The 21,252-nt window shown below is 41.8% G+C and carries 15 protein-coding genes and 3 pseudogenes; 15 read left to right on the forward strand and 3 right to left on the reverse strand.

Going from position 1 to position 21,252, the window contains the following annotated elements; genetic code table 11:
• Nucleotides 1-49: 49 nt before the first annotated feature.
• The 8 genes and pseudogenes from BZG42_RS03785 to BZG42_RS03820 all read left to right on the forward strand — a co-directional run bounded on the left by BZG42_RS03785 (nt 50) and on the right by BZG42_RS03820 (nt 12,244).
• A complete protein-coding gene (locus tag BZG42_RS03785) occupies nt 50-4,066 on the forward strand; it encodes a YSIRK-type signal peptide-containing protein (protein ID WP_159780094.1) in 4,017 nt (1,338 codons plus the stop codon).
• Nucleotides 4,066-6,219 (forward strand): LPXTG cell wall anchor domain-containing protein, encoded by a 2,154-nt coding sequence (locus tag BZG42_RS03790; protein WP_155995890.1) that lies wholly within the window; start codon nt 4,066-4,068, stop codon nt 6,217-6,219. The genes BZG42_RS03785 and BZG42_RS03790 overlap by 1 nt, the downstream gene beginning before the upstream one ends.
• A gap of 366 nt (nt 6,220-6,585) precedes the next feature.
• Nucleotides 6,586-7,722: a radical SAM family heme chaperone HemW gene (gene hemW / locus BZG42_RS03795; protein ID WP_155995888.1), complete on the forward strand. Its 1,137-nt coding sequence runs from the start codon at nt 6,586-6,588 to the stop codon at nt 7,720-7,722.
• 119 nt (nt 7,723-7,841) lie between these two features.
• On the forward strand, nt 7,842-8,582 hold the full coding sequence (locus BZG42_RS03800) for an acyl-ACP thioesterase domain-containing protein (RefSeq protein ID WP_120171554.1): 741 nt from the start codon (nt 7,842-7,844) through the stop codon (nt 8,580-8,582).
• Nucleotides 8,569-8,723: pseudogene (locus BZG42_RS10240) on the forward strand (NUDIX hydrolase N-terminal domain-containing protein); the annotation flags it as partial. The gene BZG42_RS03800 and the pseudogene BZG42_RS10240, both read left to right, overlap by 14 nt.
• A 308-nt stretch (nt 8,724-9,031) precedes the next feature.
• A complete protein-coding gene (locus tag BZG42_RS03810) occupies nt 9,032-9,898 on the forward strand; it encodes a helix-turn-helix domain-containing protein (protein ID WP_155995886.1) in 867 nt (288 codons plus the stop codon).
• A gap of 320 nt (nt 9,899-10,218) precedes the next feature.
• Nucleotides 10,219-10,653, forward strand: coding sequence for a hypothetical protein (locus BZG42_RS03815; protein ID WP_155965732.1), 435 nt, complete (start codon nt 10,219-10,221; stop codon nt 10,651-10,653).
• Nucleotides 10,640-12,244 (forward strand): ABC transporter ATP-binding protein, encoded by a 1,605-nt coding sequence (locus BZG42_RS03820; protein ID WP_155995884.1) that lies wholly within the window; start codon nt 10,640-10,642, stop codon nt 12,242-12,244. Before BZG42_RS03815 ends, BZG42_RS03820 begins: the two co-directional genes overlap by 14 nt.
• A gap of 404 nt (nt 12,245-12,648) precedes the next feature.
• Here BZG42_RS03820 and BZG42_RS03825 read toward each other — a convergent pair.
• Together BZG42_RS03825 and BZG42_RS03830 are read right to left on the reverse strand one after the other, a co-directional pair.
• Nucleotides 12,649-13,136 (reverse strand): annotated as a pseudogene (locus BZG42_RS03825) (nucleotidyl transferase AbiEii/AbiGii toxin family protein); the annotation flags it as partial.
• A pseudogene (locus tag BZG42_RS03830) lies at nt 13,133-13,551 on the reverse strand (type IV toxin-antitoxin system AbiEi family antitoxin domain-containing protein); the annotation flags it as partial. The pseudogenes BZG42_RS03825 and BZG42_RS03830, both read right to left, overlap by 4 nt.
• Before the next feature lie 13 nt (nt 13,552-13,564).
• On the opposite strand from BZG42_RS03830, the gene BZG42_RS03835 reads away from it, so the two are divergent.
• The 5 genes from BZG42_RS03835 (at nt 13,565) to galE (ending at nt 17,181) form a co-directional block, all read left to right on the forward strand.
• The gene (locus tag BZG42_RS03835) at nt 13,565-13,855 is read left to right on the forward strand and encodes a hypothetical protein (protein WP_155973932.1); all 291 of its coding nucleotides are present in this window, start codon (nt 13,565-13,567) and stop codon (nt 13,853-13,855) included.
• 230 nt (nt 13,856-14,085) lie between these two features.
• Nucleotides 14,086-14,859, forward strand: coding sequence for a TIGR01457 family HAD-type hydrolase (locus BZG42_RS03840; RefSeq protein WP_120171559.1), 774 nt, complete (start codon nt 14,086-14,088; stop codon nt 14,857-14,859).
• Nucleotides 14,849-15,487: a TIGR01906 family membrane protein gene (locus BZG42_RS03845; protein WP_120171560.1), complete on the forward strand. Its 639-nt coding sequence runs from the start codon at nt 14,849-14,851 to the stop codon at nt 15,485-15,487. Before BZG42_RS03840 ends, BZG42_RS03845 begins: the two co-directional genes overlap by 11 nt.
• A 246-nt stretch (nt 15,488-15,733) precedes the next feature.
• Nucleotides 15,734-15,910 carry a 30S ribosomal protein S21 gene (gene rpsU / locus BZG42_RS03850; RefSeq protein WP_000048054.1) on the forward strand — a complete coding sequence of 59 codons (177 nt, stop codon included), beginning with the start codon at nt 15,734-15,736 and terminating at the stop codon, nt 15,908-15,910.
• Between the two features lie 257 nt (nt 15,911-16,167).
• Nucleotides 16,168-17,181, forward strand: coding sequence for a UDP-glucose 4-epimerase GalE (gene galE / locus BZG42_RS03855; protein WP_024532369.1), 1,014 nt, complete (start codon nt 16,168-16,170; stop codon nt 17,179-17,181).
• 568 nt (nt 17,182-17,749) lie between these two features.
• Here galE and mscL read toward each other — a convergent pair.
• Nucleotides 17,750-18,118 (reverse strand): large conductance mechanosensitive channel protein MscL, encoded by a 369-nt coding sequence (mscL, locus tag BZG42_RS03860; protein WP_120171561.1) that lies wholly within the window; start codon nt 18,116-18,118, stop codon nt 17,750-17,752.
• A 179-nt stretch (nt 18,119-18,297) separates the two neighbouring features.
• Between mscL and dnaG the strand changes: the two genes are divergently transcribed.
• Both dnaG and rpoD read left to right on the forward strand, forming a co-directional pair.
• Entirely contained in the window at nt 18,298-20,088 is a 1,791-nt protein-coding gene (gene dnaG / locus BZG42_RS03865; protein WP_155963887.1) for a DNA primase, read from the forward strand.
• 2 nt (nt 20,089-20,090) lie between these two features.
• Complete coding sequence (gene rpoD / locus BZG42_RS03870) at nt 20,091-21,209, forward strand: RNA polymerase sigma factor RpoD (protein WP_024532366.1); 1,119 nt, start codon at nt 20,091-20,093, stop codon at nt 21,207-21,209.
• Nucleotides 21,210-21,252 lie beyond the last annotated feature (43 nt).

Here is a 21,252-nt window from a genome sequence, read left to right on the forward strand (position 1 = left end):
GTAAAGACTCTTCCTTGCAAAAGCTAGAAATCATAAAGGAGTTAGTGAAATGTTTTCACACAAAAATAAAAAGTATTCATTACGTAAGGTGAAAAATGGCGTAGCATCAGTAGTTATCGCCTTATTGTTTGCCTCAGTGACTGCTCCAGTTGCTCAGGCTCAGTCTGATGGAGTTGGTTTTCATCCAGATAGAGAAACGGCTACCGTAGTTGGCACTGGCTACAATGGCTTGCGCTTGGATGGTCGTGTTGACATAACTAGCATTGGTGGCTCAGGAGGAAGCAGAGGTAGTGAACATGATAAAGATGGATGTCCTAGGCCTTGGGGTACGGTAGGTGACCCAGCTGGCGAGATTTGTTCGGGAGGTTCACAAGGTGAAAGTGGTCGTGATCCACGTCTAGGTGGTACTACAGATCGCAATAGCCTTCCAGGCTCACAAGGTGAAAATGGTCGTGATCCACGTCTAGGTGGTACTACAGATCGCAATAGCCTCCCAGGCTCACAAGGTGAGAGCGGTCGTGATCCACGTTTAGGTGGCACTACAGATCGCAATAGCCTCCCAGGTTCACAAGGTGAGAGCGGTCGTGATCCACGTCTAGGTGGCACTACAGATCGCAATAGCCTCCCAGGTTCACAAGGTGAAAGTGGTCGTGATCCACGTTTAGGTGGTACTACAGATCGCAATAGCCTTCCAGGCTCACAAGGTGAAAATGGTCGTGATCCACGTTTAGGTGGCACTACAGATCGCAATAGCCTCCCAGGTTCACAAGGTGAAAGTGGTCGTGATCCACGTCTAGGTGGTACTACAGATCGCAATAGCCTTCCAGGCTCACAAGGTGAAAATGGTCGTGATCCACGTCTAGGTGGTACTACAGATCGCAATAGCCTCCCAGGCTCACAAGGTGAGAGCGGTCGTGATCCACGTCTAGGTGGTACTACAGATCGCAATAGCCTCCCAGGTTCACAAGGTGAAAGTGGTCGTGATCCACGTTTAGGTGGTACTACAGATCGCAATAGCCTCCCAGGTTTACAATGCCCAAGTTGGATCTTGGGGGGCTGTCCTGATGGTAACAGTCTCTTTAATAGAGGCAGTGGCGGTTCAGGCGGTGGTCGCAGCGGTAGCCTTCCAGGCTCACAAGGTGAGAGCGGTCGCGACCCACGTCTAGGTGGTACTACAGATCGCAATAGCCTTCCAGGTTCACAAGGTGAGAGCGGTCGCGACCCACGTCTAGGTGGTACTACAGATCGCAATAGCCTTCCAGGTTCACAAGGTGAAAGTGGTCGTGATCCACGTTTAGGTGGTACTACAGATCGCAATAGCCTTCCAGGCTCACAAGGTGAAAATGGTCGTGATCCACGTTTAGGTGGCACTACAGATCGCAATAGCCTCCCAGGTTCACAAGGTGAAAGTGGTCGTGATCCACGTCTAGGTGGCACTACAGATCGCAATAGCCTCCCAGGTTCACAAGGTGAAAATGGTCGTGATCCACGTTTAGGTGGCACTACAGATCGCAATAGCCTTCCAGGTTCACAAGGTGAAAGCGGTCGTGATCCACGTCTAGGTGGTACTACAGATCGCAATAGCCTTCCAGGCTCACAAGGTGAAAATGGTCGTGATCCACGTTTAGGTGGCACTACAGATCGCAATAGCCTCCCAGGTTCACAAGGTGAAAATGGTCGTGATCCACGTCTAGGTGGTACTACAGATCGCAATAGCCTTCCAGGCTCACAAGGTGAAAATGGTCGTGATCCACGTCTAGGTGGTACTACAGATCGCAATAGCCTCCCAGGTTCACAAGGTGAAAATGGTCGTGATCCACGTCTAGGTGGTACTACAGATCGCAATAGCCTCCCAGGTTCACAAGGTGAGAGCGGTCGTGATCCACGTCTAGGTGGTACTACAGATCGCAATAGCCTCCCAGGTTCACAAGGTGAAAGTGGTCGTGATCCACGTTTAGGTGGTACTACAGATCGCAATAGCCTCCCAGGTTTACAATGCCCAAGTTGGATCTTGGGGGGCTGTCCTGATGGTAACAGTCTCTTTAATAGAGGCAGTGGCGGTTCAGGCGGTGGTCGCAGCGGTAGCCTTCCAGGCTCACAAGGTGAGAGCGGTCGCGACCCACGTCTAGGTGGTACTACAGATCGCAATAGCCTTCCAGGTTCACAAGGTGAGAGCGGTCGCGACCCACGTCTAGGTGGTACTACAGATCGCAATAGCCTTCCAGGTTCACAAGGTGAAAGTGGTCGTGATCCACGTTTAGGTGGTACTACAGATCGCAATAGCCTTCCAGGCTCACAAGGTGAAAATGGTCGTGATCCACGTTTAGGTGGCACTACAGATCGCAATAGCCTCCCAGGTTCACAAGGTGAAAGTGGTCGTGATCCACGTCTAGGTGGCACTACAGATCGCAATAGCCTCCCAGGTTCACAAGGTGAAAATGGTCGTGATCCACGTTTAGGTGGCACTACAGATCGCAATAGCCTTCCAGGTTCACAAGGTGAAAGCGGTCGTGATCCACGTCTAGGTGGTACTACAGATCGCAATAGCCTTCCAGGCTCACAAGGTGAAAATGGTCGTGATCCACGTTTAGGTGGCACTACAGATCGCAATAGCCTCCCAGGTTCACAAGGTGAGAGCGGTCGCGACCCACGTCTAGGTGGTACTACAGATCGCAATAGCCTCCCAGGTTCACAAGGTGAAAGTGGTCGTGATCCACGTTTAGGTGGTACTACAGATCGCAATAGCCTTCCAGGCTCACAAGGTGAAAATGGTCGTGATCCACGTTTAGGTGGCACTACAGATCGCAATAGCCTTCCAGGTTCACAAGGTGAGAGCGGTCGTGATCCACGTTTAGGTGGCACTACAGATCGCAATAGCCTCCCAGGTTCACAAGGTGAAAGTGGTCGTGATCCACGTTTAGGTGGCACTACAGATCGCAATAGCCTCCCAGGTTCACAAGGTGAAAGTGGTCGTGATCCACGTCTAGGTGGTACTACAGATCGCAATAGCCTCCCAGGTGCTGGTGGTGAACACGATAAAGATAAGTGTGACCCTAGACCTTGGGGTGAGGTAGGAAATCCATCTGGTGAGGTTTGTCCCAGAGATGGCCACTCTCCCAGTTTAAGCAATAACAACGAAGTTCCGACTCCAACTCCTCTGACCAATGCGTCAGGCTCTCAGAACAATAACGGGAGGTATCCCAGTTTAGGCTCGAATAATGAGAACAATCTTCCAGCTCCCTCTCCACTGATGAGCGAGTCAAACTCTCAAGGTGGCGGTAGTGAGCACCGTCCCAGTTTAAGCATTAATGGTGAAAATAGCCTTCCAACCCCAGTCCCAGCTCCTCTGATTAGTGATTCAGATACTCGGTCTGGCAATGGTGGTGCAGGCTCACAAAGAGACAGTCTTCCAACCCCAGTCCCAGCTCCTCTGATTAGTGATTCAGATACTCAGTCTGGTAATGGCGGTACAGGTTCACAAGGTGACCGTGTGCCAGCACCAGCGCCTCTAACTAATGATACAAGCACTCGGACTGGTAATGGCGGTACAAACTCTCAAGGTCGCAGTCTTCCAACCCCAATGCCTTTAACTAGCGCTCCAAGTACTCAAGCTGGTAATGGCAGCTCAGCTTCCCAAGGTAGAAGTGGTGGTCGTGGTGCTAGTCATGGTACTCAAACCACTCCTCTAGCCTTTACAGGTGAGTCTGGCTCTACAGGTACAGGAGTTTCTCCACGTGCTACACGTACTAGACGTAGTGTGAGTGGTACTACAAGTACAGGTGGTTCCTCAGTAGGAGGTCAAACGACCAACACGACTGGCAACCAATCAGCGAACAATTCACAATCAAACAACCAAAACCAACAATCGAGCGCTCCAGCAACTACATCTGCTGCGACAAACGCTCAACACCAAGCTAGTCCAAAGCATCATAAGGTTTCAAAATCAATCACGAAAAAGACAGCAGATGCTTTGCAGTTTATTTGGATTTTACTGCTGGTGATGATCCTGGCTATTGCAGGTTACCTCGTCAGCAAAAAAACACCTACAACTAAGGAGATGAAGTAGTGACACAACAGCACATCCAGTCCTATGCAAAGAAGGGGATTCGTCTGAAATCCTCCCTCTTGCTGGCGACAAGTTTAGCACTATTGGCAACAGGCTCTGTTTCCGCTTCTGCCAATGAAGTGACATCTGAAAAAGACATGCCTACCAATCAGGAAGCGGCAAGTCGTACTTCATCCGTCTCGTCTCAGCCAGTCTCTACCTCTGCGACAGAGGAAGTGACTGCTGCGGCAGAAAAGCTAGATGAGACAACAGCGATAGAAGAAGCGAAAGAGTCAACCGTCTTGGAAAATCCTCTTTCTGTAAAGCCTATCTCTCCTGGAGATAAGACTATTTCAGGCGAGACCACTCCAGGTGCTCTAATAGACATCAAGGTGGATGAAACTTCTCAAATCTTGATAGTAGATCCTGTATTTGCAGACAGAAAAGGAAAATTTACCCATGAGCTCAAGCAGCCTGTCCTCTATCATCAAAAGGTCGAAGTAATCTCTACTCACCCAAGACTCATGGAAGAGGAAGAAGTAGAGCTTGATGGTGGAGAGACCAAGGTAGAGCAGACGACTCCACGACACCCTCAGGCTTATCCTATCCCTACCAAACCCCTCCAAAAGGTAGGCAACCAGCATCAGGTATTGGTCGAGCCTCTCTTTGAAGGTGCCAAGAAGATACAAGGACACACCTCTGTTGAGGGGACTGTCTATGCCATGATTGGTGGCACCATTGTATCCAAGCCTGCTCAGATAAAGAATGGTTATTTTGAGATCGAATTTTTAGATGCTTTAGAAGCAAGCACCTTTAAAACCACTCACAATGTAAGATTGTCTTTCATCTCAAATGACGGTCTACCAGTGATGCAGGCTGTCCCAGTCTACCCACTGGGAGAAACACTCAAGGAGAAGCCAAAGCCTTCTCACACTTATCAACCTCTGACAGCAAGTAGCACAGAGTTTTCTGGGATGACCGAGCCTTTTGGCCGGGTCCAGCTCTACAATGCTGAGACAGGTAGCTTTGTCCTAGAAGCATGGGCAAATGAGGAAGGAAAGTACTCTGAAAAATTACCAGCATTGACTAGTAACCAGCGCTATTACCGTCTCTTTATGGGTCTCAACAATGACTATCAGATGTTAGTAGAGCAGACCGTAGACGGAGCAGATAAGCAGATTCCTTCTTCACAGGTCTTGGAGATTTTGGATCGCATCCTCTTTGACACCTCAGATGTTGTCTCTCCTTCTAGTCCGCTAGAAGTACCAAGTATTCACAATCAAAAAGAATACATAGCTGGACGTAGCAAGTACGCTCACCACTTCGTCCGTATCACATCTTCTGTGCCAGATAGAAAATTCCCTACCATTATGACCAGCGAACTTGGTTTCTGGGGAATTGACTTTAGAGATTTGGACATAACACTGGAGCAAGGCGAGCAGTTGACCTTTGAGGTGATTGATCCTAAGACCTTTGCGGTCGTGGCTAAACAAAGCACGATTGTCAAAGGAATCAATGATGGGGTAAAACCAGAAGAGCACTCCTTTGTCTTGCCGACGATTACAAGTGATACAGGCTATGTGAAAGGACAGGTTGCTCCGAATGTTCGGATTTTTGTCCATCAAGGTGATAAGCTCTTGGCAGAGACTATCTCGACTCCTGAAGGAGACTTTGAGATTGACTTTGGAGAGACGGTATTTAAGCCAAATAGCGTGCTGACATTTACCGCCTTCAACGCAGAAGGACGACAAGTCCTTTGGAATAAAGTTTCTGTCAAAAGAGGAGAAGGCAAGCGCATTCGGAAACCTGAGAAAAAAGCAGAAGTTCAAAAGAAAGCGCCAGATGCTCTTGTCGATACTCAAAAGAAACAGGCAGATAGTTCTAAAAAAGTCCTCCAACCACAGGATAACCCTTCTATAGACAAGAAAACAGAAAACAAACGACCGCTTGACCCATCTACAGAGATCAAGGTTCTTCCAAGTGATGAGATTCCATCTGTCACAGGAAAAGAGTCCCAGCAAAACGCTCCTCTTTCAACTGTAGCCAGCGAAGGAAAAGCTGCATTACCGCGCACAAATGCAACACCTTCTCTTGCTCTGATATTGACAGGCTTGATCAGTCTAGGAGCTGCAGCTCTTATAATCTTGAAGAAAAAACGGTCAACGGATAAATAATATTTTATTCAACACTCCAAGATATTTCATAAAAATACTTTATAAAACACTTTACAAACTATCTATTCATAAAATACTTCACAAAACATTTCACTTAAGTTGCCAAACAAAAACCCTAATGTTTGAGCAATAGTATACAACAAAAGAACTACCTCCATTATCGGAAGTAGTTCTTTTGTTTGTGGCAGAAGATGTCATCAGGATATAGTCGATAAGATTGATTTCATTGGCAACTTTCCTTGTGTCATTTGAGTCAGTCCGACAAAAAGACTACTTTCTCTGGAGAAGTGCGGCAATTCCGCTGATTTTGTGGGCAAAGGAGTGCCTGTGAAAATAATTTCTCCCACATTGTGCTATAATAGTTTTATGCAAAAACGACCGACATCAGCCTATATTCATATTCCATTTTGTACGCAGATTTGCTACTATTGTGATTTTTCCAAGGTGTTTATCAAAAATCAGCCTGTTGATGAGTATCTGGCAGCTCTGATAGAGGAGGTCACCTTTTACGATTTGCCAGCCCTTCGTACTCTCTATATCGGTGGAGGGACTCCATCAGCCCTATCAGCTGAACAACTGGATTACCTGCTGACCCGTCTGGAAGCAGTAGTGGACCTGTCGCAGCTAGAAGAATTTACCATTGAGGCCAATCCCGGAGACCTGACAGCCGATAAGATTGCAGTCCTGCAAAAGTCCAAGTGCAATCGGGTCTCTCTAGGAGTTCAGACCTTTGATGATCGCATGCTGAAAAAAATCGGTCGCAGTCACAATCAAGCTCAGATTTACGAGACTATCTCATCTCTCAAAGATGCAGGGTTTCACAATATTTCCATCGACCTCATCTACGCCCTACCTGGCCAGACCATGGAGCAGGTGGTGGACAATGTTACTAGGGCGCTGGAGCTAGATATTCCCCATCTGAGCCTCTACAGCCTGATTTTGGAGAACCACACGGTCTTTATGAACCGTCAGCGCCGCGGCAACCTCCATCTCCCCAATGAAGATGTGGAGTCAGACATGTTTGACTATATCCTCAAAGAGCTGGAGAAAAATGGCTTTGAGCACTACGAGATCTCCAACTTCACCAAGCCCGGCTTTGAAAGCCGCCATAATCTCATGTATTGGGATAACTCCGAATACTACGGACTGGGTGCAGGAGCTTCAGGCTACATAGACGGTATGCGCTACCGCAATCGTGGTCCCATCCAGCACTACCTCAGATCCATCCGTGAAAAAAGACATTCTCGCCTGCATGAGGAATTTCTCAGCAAGACCGAGCAGATGGAAGAAGAGATGTTTTTAGGGTTACGGAAAAAAGCTGGCGTATCAATCGAGCGCTTCGAGGAAAAGTTCGGTGTGTCCTTTGAAGCTCGCTACGGTCGAGTCGTCAGAGACTTAAAAAATGAAGGACTCTTACAAGAAGAAGACCGCTTTATCCGAATGACGAAAAAAGGTCTCTTTCTAGGTGATACCGTTGCCGAGCGTTTCATCTTGGATGAATAGGATGGTCACCGGTGCCTGATGGGATGTTTAGGCGCAAGACCGGTAGCTACCGTAGATATTTCTATCGAGCGAATCGCAGCGGATAAAATGGTTTAAAATAGTAGAAAGGTTGGAGTGATATGGGATTAACCTACCAAGAAGAATGGACCGTCCCTTTTGACATGTGTGATGTCAAGCAGGAGGTCAAGTTGCCTGCCCTCATTTCCCACTGTCTGGCAGTCTCTGCTCGGCAGTCCGAGGAGCTGGGGCGCAGTGATTTATTTGTTTATCAAGAATACAGGCTCATCTGGGTGGTGACAGATTACGAATTGACGATTGAGCGCCTTCCCAAGTACAGTGAAACAGTCCTCATTCGGACAGAAGCTGTAGCCTACAACAAGTTTTTCTGCCAACGGACATTTGTCATCTATGATACGGAAGGCAATCGTCTATTGGATATTCTGTGTTATTTTGTTTTGATTGATTTTGACAGTCGCAAGCTTTCCCCTGTACCAGAAGAGTTGATTGCTCCGTATCAGTCTGAGCAGGTCAAGAAATTACCTAGAGTTCCCAAGTACCAAGATCTGGAAGAGCCGATTGTTCAGTCGTTTCCTGTCCGCTATTTTGATCTGGATATGAATGGCCATGTCAACAACGGTAAGTACCTGGAATGGATGTATGAGGCTCTGGGCTATGATTTTCTGCTCTGCCATTGCCCTCAAAAAATCCAACTGAGGTACATCAAGGAAGTGGCACCGAAAAGTCAGGTTAGCTCGCTCCTTTCCCAAGTACACCTGACCAGTCAGCACGAGATTGTGGTCGACGGTCAGATCCACGCCCAGGCAGTCATTGAGTGGAGGGAGAGCCATACCGCAGGATAGATGGTTGGAGTGGGCAGTACGTCTGCAAGCTCTAGCACAGACGAGTTAGTCTGTGGGAAAGATGTTTACGACATCGAACGTTTCGAGGAAATCCGCAGTATTGCTGCTGAAATGCTGGCAGAGTCTTCAGGTCAGCCCTTGTAAGTGGTCGAAAGTCTCTTTTGTGCAGATGAAAAGACGATTTCCTTTTAGGAAGCCGTCTTTTTTGATGTTGTCGAAATACTACATATTGTGGTTAGTGTAAACAGATACATAGTTCCCATAAAAATATTAGTCCGAAATTTTGGGGAAATATCTCAATAGAATAGAGAAGATGTACATGATAAACAATGAAGAAATATTGTGATATATCCAAATAGGCATTTTCTAAATAAAAATATAAAAAATTTACATTTTTGTTTAAGAATGATAAAATATATTGCTGCAATAAAAATAGAAAGGTAGATATTATGGGAACGTTATTGGCTACTAGGATTAAGAGTAGAAGAAAAGAATTGAAATTATCTCAAAAAGAATTAGCAGAAGGAATTTGTAAGCAAGGTCAAATCAGTCGTTTGGAGAACGGAGAATACACTCCAGGTTCAGAATTATTGCATCAGTTAGCTAAAAAACTTAAAGTGAGTATGGATTATTTTTTTGATGAACAGGTTTCAAATGAAAATTCAGAACTTACTGAGTTTAAAAAAATAGCTAAAACATTTATTGCTCAAAGGAATTATGAATCATTGAAATATATCTATGATTTAGAGAAAGAAACGTCGCATCGCTTATCATTGTCAGATAAAATATATCTGGAGTGGATTGCATCTTTAGTTGAATTCTATTTCCACGGTAGAAAGAAGGAGGCGATAGAAAGGTTAGAAAAGTTATTACAGTCACTTGATAAATCAGATATTAACTTTTTGCAAATTTCTAATACCCTTTTTAATTTCTATTACGATACAGAAAACTTAGCTAAATTTGATTTAATAAGGGAAGAGTTAAATGTTCAATTACATCAATTAAATTTAAGTACAATAGAGGAATTGGAATTGTCTATAAAATTTAACTACAATCTCAGTCGTTACTATTGGTTACAAAAAAATATTGAATTGGCTATCAAACAAGTATCAGCAACTATTAAGCTGTGTCAAGAGTATCGAACCACATATTTACTAGCGGATTTATTTTTATTATTGGGAAATCTAAGTCAAAATTTTTCAGAAAAAACGACTGCTAAAGGCTACTTTGAGATTGCACATTTTTTATATAAGCAAATCGAAGATAATAAAGAGATGGCTCTGACAGTAGAACACTATATTGCAGATAAATTTTAGGATTAGACATTGGAACGATGTTTAAAGGCATCGTTTTTTATAATATAAAAAACATATATATAAAATATATATAAAAAGATTATAAATTTTATTGACGAATAAATTCCTTGGTGCTAAAATGAACCTATAGAAAAAGTAAAAGTAGTTTTTATGAGGAAGGTTTTAAAGAAACTCATCGTTATGTCTTTGTTGGGAGGACTGATTTTATCTATTGGTAAAGGTGAAGACTTTTTCGACTTAGGTCTAGTGGAAGTTACAGATATAAACTAATAAACCTAGATAACGATTTTGCAAATTATCAGTATACACCTGCAATAAATTTGGGAACATCCTTTGAAAAACTCTTTGCATCCCAGCTGAAAGGAATTGTTCAAAGAGTTGTTCTCTATAATAATGGTGAATATTTTACTGATAGCAATGGAGAATATGTAGTTCAGTATTTTGAACTAAACAGAGAATACTATTTTGTAGATTTTAGAACGGCTTCACAATACACTTTGCTTTTAATCAAGCTACCTCCAATTCAAGACGAACTTATAAATTACATTCTATTTATAGGATGTTTAGCACAAGAAATCTGCATCAATAATGCAGGTTTGGGACATTATAATCGACCAGTCAAGCAAGTAAATTTCACCTTTTGTAAAAATATTTTAGGTGATAAATACAAAGATTATTTGCCGTTCTACGGTGTAATAACAGGCAAAGAAACGATATTAAGTGGAGAAAGTGAGAATATATATGATGCCGAATAAAAATAAAATAGTTGAGATTCTTTCGAATGATAAGCTTAATTTGTCATTATCAGCTTTTTTAACCTTTATTGTCTCGGTTGGAGCAGTATATACAGTCTATGCAAGGACAGATATTTTGAATGAGGTGTTGGCTGGAACTGGTCAAGTTTGGTTCAATCTTATTTGGCTTGTTGTCTGCTTGATTGTTGTTGAAATATTGAGAGCCATATTGAAAATTGTCAATGCCAAGTTAACTCGAAAGTGGAAATTATATCTGGGAAACAGGATTAGTAAGAACATTGAGCGGATGCCGTTTGAGAAGTTTTATCAAAAAGAAATAGGCGACCACATGGCAATCTATACCTACCAATTAGAGGTCGTATCCGTCTACTTATTGGAGCCGATAACAGGTTTTATTAGTTCTGTAGTCCTATCGGTCATTTCTTTGGTATTCTTAGGTTTGATTAGTTGGAAGTTTGTTGTTTTTGCGTTGGTTTCAACTGTTCTACTTTTTTCCATAAGTGGAAAGTTTGGGAAAAAAATCAGCGATGGATATGCTGCATTATCCGTTCGCACAGGGGAATTTTCAGAAAAATTAAAAGAATATTTATCTGCTTATGAGATTTTAAAAAATTTAGGAGTGGTTGATCGGATATCAGAACAAATTGGAAAGAGTCAAGAAGCTAAAGAAAATCAACAGTTTCTCATAACCAAGTATCTGGCATTTGGCGGACTAACTCTACAAAGTGTTGAAAAACTATTTGAAATGTTAATTTTTGCCTTTACCATATTTTTGATTAGTAGAGGAGAGTTGCTGATTGGTGCTATTGTTTCGGTTCCTGCTATGCTAGGGATATTTTTACAAGCCGTCGAACAGTTGGTAGATTTGTATATGAAAATTATCGGTACAAAGGATATGCTAGATACTGTGACGGAAATCTCAGAAACGGTGGAAGAGGATTATCCAACGGTAGAGCGATATATTGAGTTTGAGAATGTTGGTTTCACTTATGGTCCGAAGCAGATTTTCAATCAGTTGAATTTTCGGTTTGATACTGGGAGGAAGTATGCTCTGGTTGGTAAAAGTGGAAGTGGAAAATCAACCTTGCTCAAGCTATTATTAGGACGTCTTAAGCCGACAGAAGGTCACATTTTGATAGATGAAAAAGTATATTCACCAGAGGTAGATGTTAACTTTTCAAATCAAATCGGCTACATCAATCAATCCCTCTTCATTTTCTCAGACTCTATTCGTTACAATATTGGTCTTGGACAATCATATACAAATGAGCAACTTTGGGAAGTACTTGAAAAAGTTAAAATGGCAGATGTGGTGGCTAAATTGCCACAAGGTTTAGATGAAGTGGTAGGTGAATTTGGGGTAGACTTATCTGGCGGCGAGCAACAACGGCTTGCAATGGCACGGATTTTAATTCGAAAACACCCGATACTACTACTGGATGAAGCAACGTCTGCGATTGATGTGAAAACATCTAAGGTGATTGAGCAAGAAATATTAAGCAACCCTGATCTAACTGTCATTATGATTACACATCACTTACAAGAGGAAATTAAACCATTCTTGACAGATATTCTAGATCTTGATAACTAATGACGGTACGGGTATTTGAAAGCAAACAGTGAGATTTTTTCGATGGTAAAATTTTCTATGAGACCATCATTTTTTCCATCATTTTTAACACAGATTGACAAATTCGCTATATATCGAATATCTTGTTTCTTCATATGTAAAACACTTCAGTTGAATCCAGTTCGAGAACTTGATTCGATTGAGGTTTTTTTATTTCTTCAATTTTGGAAAGGTACTGCCACAATAATGTTGTTTGAGCAGATGTAGGTTTTCTAGAACAAGGGCGCAATCTTTTCACTCTAATATTGACGGGAGAAGTCTCGAAATAACCAGTAAGTAAGGAGTAACTATGATAGGTATGCGACCCCCTCCTTATATTATATTTAGTGCGGTTAGCTACTGCCCAAGCCCAAGTGATACACTTAAGCAATGATTGGAAATGTGTCTTCATTAAAAACAGCTTTGTAGTCATATGTAATAGGCTGTGGAGTCATAACATCTCCTATCGCAATATCCAAATGGATAACTTGTTTAATATTCTCAAGTTGACACAAAATCGTTGCACGATAGCCGCCATAGTCATTACTTTCTTTAATAGCTGTGATAGATTGAATCGTTAAAGAAATACCTTCTCCTAAAACTGCTAAAATTTCTTTAAGTTGCTGCTTCACAGTATTTTCTGAAAGTGTTATTTGATGGAACAAAAAGTCAATATCAACAATGCTACGGATCCAACTCCGATGATATTTGACAGTAGGAATCCTCCTTTGGAAATATAGTGATTTGAGTAGGTACTCTGACTTAATTTTTTCAAAATCACTTCTAGAAAGTAATAGATTATTACGGAATTAAAGGGTAATCCAGTATTCTTTGATATTTTATGACAGAGTGCTGTTGACTTAGCTTTGTTCATATTAGGATCTCCAGAGTTTGTTTTACTTTGTCTAGGGTATTCATCTTTGTTGCAGATTCATAGAAATTCGCAAAATTTTTTAGGATATTTTCTATAATATTTAAGTTTTTTGCGAAAAGCTCAGAATCTATTTTTTCTCGATGAATCACAAAATCACAGACAATACGTTCAAAATCATAAACTTTTACTTTGTTTCCCATAGGGGTATTTACAGTAGTAATTCCCAGTTCGCTGTATTCTTTAGAAACGGAATGAATATTCAGATTAGCTGGAGGAGTATTAAAAGATAGTCTCTAGGGATTGTTACATCAAAATATTGAGGAATTTCATCTGTAAATTGTTGCAGATACAGTGCTGAGATATAAGAGAAGACAGCCTTGGGATAACGGTACTGAAATATGATGGGGAAGAAGTAGCAGTTTGTTACTATGGGAATAGCTACTGTTGCTTGGAGTAGCACGGTTGCACAAGTTGGTGAAGCGACAAAGCGACTGGATCATACTATTAGACGGAAGGCCTATCCAGCTACTAATTTGCCTGAGGCTCAACCAGCACTAGTTACGGAACAGACGGACAGTCTTATTCAGCCAAACACGCAAACTGTACCGCATGATGTGGTGATACAAGTATTAGCTAGAACCTTTATGGCAGTAAATGTTATAGACTACGGACAATGGGATTCAAATCAATCATTTATTTTCAAAAAAGTAATGACATAAAGTTATTGTAATAACTACCTGTTAAATAATAAAAATAACTTGTATATTTTAAGTTCATTGTGGTATAATGAGCTTAGAGTTCGGTGTCTCACTGCCATTAAAGGTGGAGCATTAACATTAGGAGGGATGTTGCATCTCTCCTTTAATTTTTGAAAAGTTATTATCAAAATTGCTTTTTGTCCCAAAAACCTTATCATTTCTGGAACAAAAGGTGACGAAAAGGAGAAAAGATGACCTATCAAGGCTATTTGATTGACTTAGATGGTACAATCTACGAAGGAAAGAAACGGATTCCAGCCGGTGAACGGTTTATCCATCGTTTGCAAGAACACCAAATTCCCTATCTGTTTGTGACAAATAATACAACGCGCAGACCTGAGACGATTCAGACGATGTTGGCGGAAAATTTTAATATTCAAACCCCTCTTGAAACCATTTATACAGCCAGCTTAGCAACGATTGACTACATGAATGATCTGGGCAAGGAAAAAACGGTTTATGTTATCGGGGAAGATGGTCTCAGGTCTGCCATTTTTGAAGCCGGCTATGTAGAAGATACGGAACACCCTGCCTATGTCGTTGTTGGACTAGATACCCAGTTGACCTATGAAAAACTCACCATTGCAACTTTAGCTATTCAAAAAGGTGCGACTTTTATCGGTACCAATCCAGATCTCAACATTCCAACAGAACGCGGTCACCTACCAGGAGCAGGTTCTTTGATTGCTCTTTTAGAGGCGGCAACTCGTGTTCAACCTACTTTTATTGGTAAGCCAGAAGCCATTATCATGAACAAGGCATTGGAAATCCTAGGGACTGAGCGCAGCCAGACCATCATGGTGGGAGATAACTATCTAACTGATATTCGAGCAGGCATTGATAATGGCTTTCCAACACTTTTAGTGTTGACAGGATTTACCAAATCTGAGGAGGTAGCCAGCTTGCCTATTGCTCCAACTCACATCCTTAAGAGCTTAGACGAATGGAGTTTTGATGAAAACTAGGTTGCAAGTTATAGGTACGGCATTATTCATCTTATCAGCAGCCATCTTGGCAACGATTTATCTAGCTTGGCTTGTCTATCCTTTGGAAATTTCCTTTCTAGGGCTGGAAAAAATCGTCTATATGAAGGCGGCGGATATTGCCTATAATTTTAATATGTTGATGAACTATCTAACCAACCCGTTTGTGACCGTTTTGAATTTTCCCAGTTTTTCAGCCTCAGCGGCCGGTCTCAAACATTTTGCGGACGTCAAGCATTTATTTCACTTGGTGCAGGGGATCTTTGTCATCACTTTGCCAACTTTTATCCTTTTTACAAGGAAGATCGTTCTAAAAGGACATGGAAATCTATTCAGAAATGTTTTTTTCTTACTGGCTCTAGCTCCAGTTCTTGTTGGTCTGTTGGGCTTATCTATCGGCTTTGATCATTTCTTCACCCTTTTTCACCTTGTCCTCTTTCCAGGAGATTCGACTTGGCTCTTTGATCCAGCTACGGATCCTGTCATCTACATCCTACCGCAGGAGTTTTTCTTACATTGCTTTCTTACCTTTTTCTTTCTTTACGAACTGTTCTTTGGGATAATTCTTACGTGGATAGTCAGAAAGGGCAGAAAAGAAAGTACCTTGTAATTTTCAGATGTTGAGATTAGAAAGTGCCTAAGCTTTCAAAAAATAAAAAGAAACATTATCAGAGCAGGTATCAGAAAATTTTGCTTCAATCTTCTTTTAGTTAGAGCAACACATGGTTTCTTGGGTGATAAGTCAATTTTGGATTCTCTCCAAAATTTACCACATACCAGAATCAAAAAAAGATTGACAAACGGTTGGAATCATAGTAAAATGATAGGGACTTTGAAATTGAGGGGAGTGAAAAAAATGTCAAAAACAGTAGTACGCAAGAACGAATCACTTGATGATGCTCTTCGTCGTTTCAAACGTGCGGTTACTAAAGCTGGTACTCTTCAAGAAACACGTAAACGTGAGTTCTACGAAAAACCATCTGTAAAGCGCAAACGTAAATCAGAAGCAGCTCGCAAGCGTAAAAAATTCTAATTGAATTTGAAACAGCTCTGTTTGGGAGCTGTTTTTTTGTTTACTTTTTACCTTGAGTGACTTATAATAGCTATGTAGAAAAAATCTTTTTTCGAGCAATGCGTTAGGAACATCGAAGGTAATCCTCGGTGAACATCAAAAAATAGATGAGAAAATAGCACCCAAGTTCATCAAATCAAAGTGACATTATAGTTTTGATTTTTGAAGAGGATGAAGTGGAGATGATTGATGTTCGAGGGTAGAGAAGGAGTTGTCAAATGAGTATCTTAGTAACAGGTGGGGCAGGCTACATTGGTAGTCACACAGTTGTCGAATTGTTGAAATTGGGTAAGGAAGTCGTGATTGTTGATAATCTTTCCAACTCAAATATTGTTGTTTTGGATCGTATTGAAGAAATTACTGGCAAGCGCCCGACCTTCTATCAGCTAGATGTTGCAGATAAGGATGGTCTCCGAACAGTTTTTGAAAAAGAGGCGATTGAATCAGCCATTCATTTTGCAGGCTACAAGGCAGTCGGTGAGTCTGTTGAAAAACCGATTATGTACTACGAAAATAACATCATGTCAACCCTGTCTCTTGTAGAAGTAATGGCTGAGTTTGGTGTTAAGAAAATAGTATTTTCTTCAAGTGCCACCGTTTATGGTCTAAACAACCCATCTCCACTGGTCGAATACATGCCAACGAGTGCTACCAATCCTTACGGATATACCAAGGTCATGCTAGAGCAGATTCTTCGTGATGTGGAAATTGCAGATAGCAAGTGGAGTGTTGCGCTCCTTCGCTACTTTAATCCAATTGGTGCTCACGAGTCAGGCTTGATCGGTGAAGATCCTGCGGGTATCCCGAATAACCTTATGCCATTTATTGCACAGGTAGCTGTAGGAAAGCGTGAGCAGCTAAATGTCTTCGGAAACGATTACGACACAGTGGATGGGACAGGTGTTCGAGACTACATCCATGTCGTTGATCTGGCTTTAGGTCACATCAAAGCCTTAGAAAAAATTTCATCCGCAACAGGTGTCCACACCTATAATCTAGGTTCGGGTCAAGGTACAAGCGTGCTAGAATTGGTACAGGCATTTGAGAAGGTAAATGGTGTCCCTGTTCCCTATAGAATTGTAGACCGTCGCCCGGGTGATGTCGCAACCTGCTACGCAAATGCTGACAAAGCTCTCAGAGAATTGGATTGGAAGACGGAAAAAACGATTGAGGACATGTGCCGTGACACTTGGAATTGGCAATCAAAAAATCCAAGTGGCTATGAAGGATAAGAAAAAGATGCAAGGTGTTTGCTTATACCTGAGCATGTAGATTCTTATCAGAGCTAATAAAACGTAAACTATAAATAAGAGCTTGGGACAAAAAGATTTTCAATTTTGAAAATCTCAATTATCAAGTCCTTTAGATTTATAATTGAACAAAAAAAGCGAACAAAACTAGTTTTCTGACAATCAGAATCTTGGTTTGTTCGCTTTTTATATATGAGATTGGACTATTGTCCCAACCTCTTTGTTTTTCAATAATAAAGAAGAAAGATTGAAGAACTTGCCCCAAGCGAACCTTTTCTTCAATTTGAGATATAAGTATCTGCACGCATTTTTTTATTAACGATAAGAAAAACAGGTACAATGCCTGTTTCAGAGCGTAGACAAACCCTATCAACAATAGAATAATTTCAAATTTAGAGATTGACTACTACATAATGAAAATTCCGATAAATACTATCATACTTGCATTTCTCAGAGTTTTTAATTTTCTAAGTAAAAGAAAAAAGATTGAAGAATATCTCCAAAATGGACTTTTTCTTCAATCTGAACAGGCATTATACCTGTTTCCATATTATTTGTTTTTCAACAAGTCACGGATTTCTGCAAGAAGTTCTTCTTGAGTTGGACCTGCAGGAGTTTCTTCTTCAACTTTTTTAGGCATTGCTTTTTCAGCAGCCTTAACGACAAAGAACATTGCAGTACCGATAATCAAGAAGTTGATGATAGCGCTCAAGAAGCTACCGTATTTCACACCATTCCAAGCAAGATCAGCGATATTTTGAACATTCGCAGCTTCCAAGGCAGGATTTAAAATCAATGGAGTGATAATATCCTCAACAAATGATTTGATAATCGCACCGAATGCACCACCGATTACAACAGCTACAGCAAGGTCAACAATGTTCCCACGGAACAAAAATGCTTTCAATTCTTTCAACATATCCTAAATATGTCCTTTCATAAATTATTACTCCCTCTATTATAAACATAAAAAAATATTTTACAAGTACTTTGTTTTATAAATTTTACATTTTTCCTCATTTAGTATAAAATAGAATATGTTAAACTAAGGGAAGAGTGTTCATTTTTGAATGAACTCGTATGATATGAGGGGGGGACATGCTTTCAAAAGATAAGATTACTGAAATAAAGCAAGCTCTCAATATCGTTGATGTTATTGGCGAGACTGTTGCTCTGACCAAAGCTGGCCGTAACTATATCGGTCTTTGTCCTTTTCATGGAGAAAAAACACCTTCGTTTAATGTGATTGAGGATAAGCAGTTTTACCACTGTTTTGGATGTGGGAAATCTGGTGATGTCTTCAAGTTTGTAGAGGAAACTAATGGGGTTTCTTTTGTGGATGCAGCGGCTATCCTGGCCGAAAAAGCTGGTCTTCAGTTGGACATTACGCCTTCCCATCGTCAGGAAGAAAAACAGATGAGTCCTCATCAGATTCTTTACGATATTCATCGGGATGCGGCAAAATTTTATCATGCTCTTTTGATGACAACCAAGATGGGAGAAGCAGCCAGAACTTATTTGCACCAACGAGGGCTGAACGATGAGGTTATCAAGGCTTTCCAACTAGGCTTGGCACCTGCTGAGCAAACTATTCTCTATCAAAAACTGTCACGTCAGTATGATGAGGAGAGCTTGTTGAACTCTGGTTTGTTCAATCCTGGTGAAAATAATATTATCTACGACGCTTTTCAAGCTAGAATTATTTTCCCCTTGACGGACGAATATGGTCGAATCGTAGCCTTTTCGGGTCGGATTTGGACGGAGATTGACCGAAACAATAAGCAACTGGCCAAGTACAAAAATTCACGTAGCACAGCTATTTTTAATAAGAGTTACGAATTATATCATTTGGACAGGGCTAAAGCGGTCATAAAAAAGCAACGGGAAGTCTACCTGATGGAGGGCTTTTTGGATGTTATTGCAGCCCACCGCGCCGGTATTGATAATGCGGTTGCCTCTATGGGGACAGCTCTTACCAGAGAGCATGTCGGACATCTAGCTAAGTTTTGCAAGAAAATTGTCCTGACATACGACGGGGACAAGGCTGGACAAGCGGCAACGCTGAAAGCATTGGATGAGTTGCAAGATTTTCAGGTGGAGATTGTTAGTCTTCCAGACAATATGGATCCAGATGAGTTTCTGCAAAAAAACTCAGAAGAGGCTTTGCAACAGGTTCTAACCAAGTCACGCATCAGTGATGTTGAATTTTTGATTCAATATTGGAAGCCTGAAAATCCTGATAATCTGCAAATGCAAATTGAGTTTGTGGATAAGATTGCCCCTATCATTGCTAAAGTTTCATCCATCACCGCCCAAAATTCTTATATTTATAAAATAGCAGATTTGCTTTCGGATTTTGATTATGGTCAGGTGGAGCAAGCTGTTAATGCTATCCGCTTGAATCAGCGGCAGCAACGAACTCAGCAGGTGTATCACGATCAGGCTAGTCAGCCTTATCTGCCTCCCATTCAGGCGGTTACACGAGTTACTCGTCTCATTCGGACAGAGAATCACTTGCTCTCTCGAATGGTAGAACATCCCTATATTTTAAATGAATTTCGTTTAAGGGAAGATTTTTATTTTGCAACGCCAGAATTGCAGCTTCTGTACGATATTTTGAAAAGGCAAGGGGAAGTTACTAGCTTTGACTTGTCTCAACTGGATGATTCTGTTCAACAAGCTTGGTATCGAATGCAAGAAGAACGTTTGCCGCAAGAAGTGGCATCGAATGAGATGGAAGAATTAGAATTCCGACGAGATCGGGAACTGTTGAAAAAGGAGAATCAACAGTTAGCACGGAAAATCCGTGAGCATTCCCACGTGGGAAATGCAGATATTGCCCTCGATGAGTTACAAAAACTCCTCGATAGAAGAAGACAAATGGAGTAAATATGACAAGCAAAAAAGATAAAAAAACAGAAGTAACTACTTTTGATGTGCAAGTTGCTGAATTTATCCGCAACCACAAGAAGCAAGGTGCGGCTACGGATGATGAAATCAACGACCAATTGGTCATTCCTTTCACACTTGATGCGGATGGAATTGATGATTTGCTCCAACGGATTCAGGATGCAGGGATTTCAATTGTTGATAAGGATGGAAATCCTTCTGCGCGTGCTATGCAAGTAGAAGAAGAACCAGAATTATCTGATGAGGACTTACTCGGTAGCACCTCTGCAAAAGTAAATGACCCTGTTCGCATGTACTTGAAGGAAATCGGTGTTGTTCCACTTTTGACGAATGAAGAAGAGCAAGAGCTAGCCTTGGCTGTGGAAGCTGGAGACCCAGAAGCCAAACAGCGTCTAGCTGAAGCCAACCTTCGTTTGGTCGTTTCGATTGCAAAGCGTTATGTGGGACGTGGGATGCAGTTTCTTGACCTCATTCAAGAAGGAAATATGGGCTTGATGAAGGCTGTTGATAAATTCGACTACTCGAAAGGTTTTAAATTCTCAACCTATGCGACTTGGTGGATCCGTCAGGCGATTACACGTGCCATTGCTGACCAAGCTCGTACGATTCGCATTCCTGTTCATATGGTTGAAACCATCAATAAGCTTGTTCGTGAACAACGCAACCTTTTGCAAGAACTCGGTCAAGACCCCACACCTGAGCAGATCGCAGAGCGTATGGATATGACACCTGAAAAAGTGCGTGAAATCCTCAAAATTGCTCAGGAACCAGTTTCTCTTGAAACACCGATTGGTGAGGAAGATGATAGCCACTTAGGTGATTTTATCGAAGATGAAGTGATTGAAAATCCAGTTGACTATACGACTCGTGTGGTACTGCGTGAACAACTGGATGAGGTATTGGATACGCTGACTGACCGTGAGGAAAATGTATTGCGCCTGCGTTTTGGTCTGGACGATGGGAAAATGCGTACCCTAGAAGATGTCGGTAAGGTCTTTAATGTGACCCGTGAACGCATCCGTCAGATCGAAGCCAAAGCCCTCCGTAAACTACGCCACCCATCCCGTAGCAAACCCCTCCGTGACTTTATGGAGGATTAAAACACCACTGATGTGGTGTTTTAACCCGAGCCAAGAAATTCGA

The sequence above is a fragment of the Streptococcus sp. DAT741 genome, from assembly GCF_009866825.1.
Classification (GTDB): Bacteria; Bacillota; Bacilli; order Lactobacillales; family Streptococcaceae; genus Streptococcus; species Streptococcus ruminantium.

Bases quoted from the DNA above. Each gene is read 5' to 3' on its own strand.
- BZG42_RS03810 (WP_155995886.1), top strand. From the start codon at position 9,032: ATGGGAACGTTATTGGCTACTAGGATTAAGAGTAGAAGAAAAGAATTG.
- BZG42_RS03820 (WP_155995884.1), top strand. From the start codon at position 10,640: ATGATGCCGAATAAAAATAAAATAGTTGAGATTCTTTCGAATGATAAG.
- rpoD (WP_024532366.1), top strand. From the start codon at position 20,091: ATGACAAGCAAAAAAGATAAAAAAACAGAAGTAACTACTTTTGATGTG.
- BZG42_RS03840 (WP_120171559.1), top strand. From the start codon at position 14,086: ATGACCTATCAAGGCTATTTGATTGACTTAGATGGTACAATCTACGAA.
- BZG42_RS03785 (WP_159780094.1), top strand. From the start codon at position 50: ATGTTTTCACACAAAAATAAAAAGTATTCATTACGTAAGGTGAAAAAT.
- hemW (WP_155995888.1), top strand. From the start codon at position 6,586: ATGCAAAAACGACCGACATCAGCCTATATTCATATTCCATTTTGTACG.
- dnaG (WP_155963887.1), top strand. From the start codon at position 18,298: ATGCTTTCAAAAGATAAGATTACTGAAATAAAGCAAGCTCTCAATATC.
- rpsU (WP_000048054.1), top strand. From the start codon at position 15,734: ATGTCAAAAACAGTAGTACGCAAGAACGAATCACTTGATGATGCTCTT.
- mscL (WP_120171561.1), bottom strand. From the start codon at position 18,118: ATGTTGAAAGAATTGAAAGCATTTTTGTTCCGTGGGAACATTGTTGAC.
- BZG42_RS03800 (WP_120171554.1), top strand. From the start codon at position 7,842: ATGGGATTAACCTACCAAGAAGAATGGACCGTCCCTTTTGACATGTGT.
- BZG42_RS03835 (WP_155973932.1), top strand. From the start codon at position 13,565: ATGGGAATAGCTACTGTTGCTTGGAGTAGCACGGTTGCACAAGTTGGT.
- BZG42_RS03845 (WP_120171560.1), top strand. From the start codon at position 14,849: ATGAAAACTAGGTTGCAAGTTATAGGTACGGCATTATTCATCTTATCA.
- galE (WP_024532369.1), top strand. From the start codon at position 16,168: ATGAGTATCTTAGTAACAGGTGGGGCAGGCTACATTGGTAGTCACACA.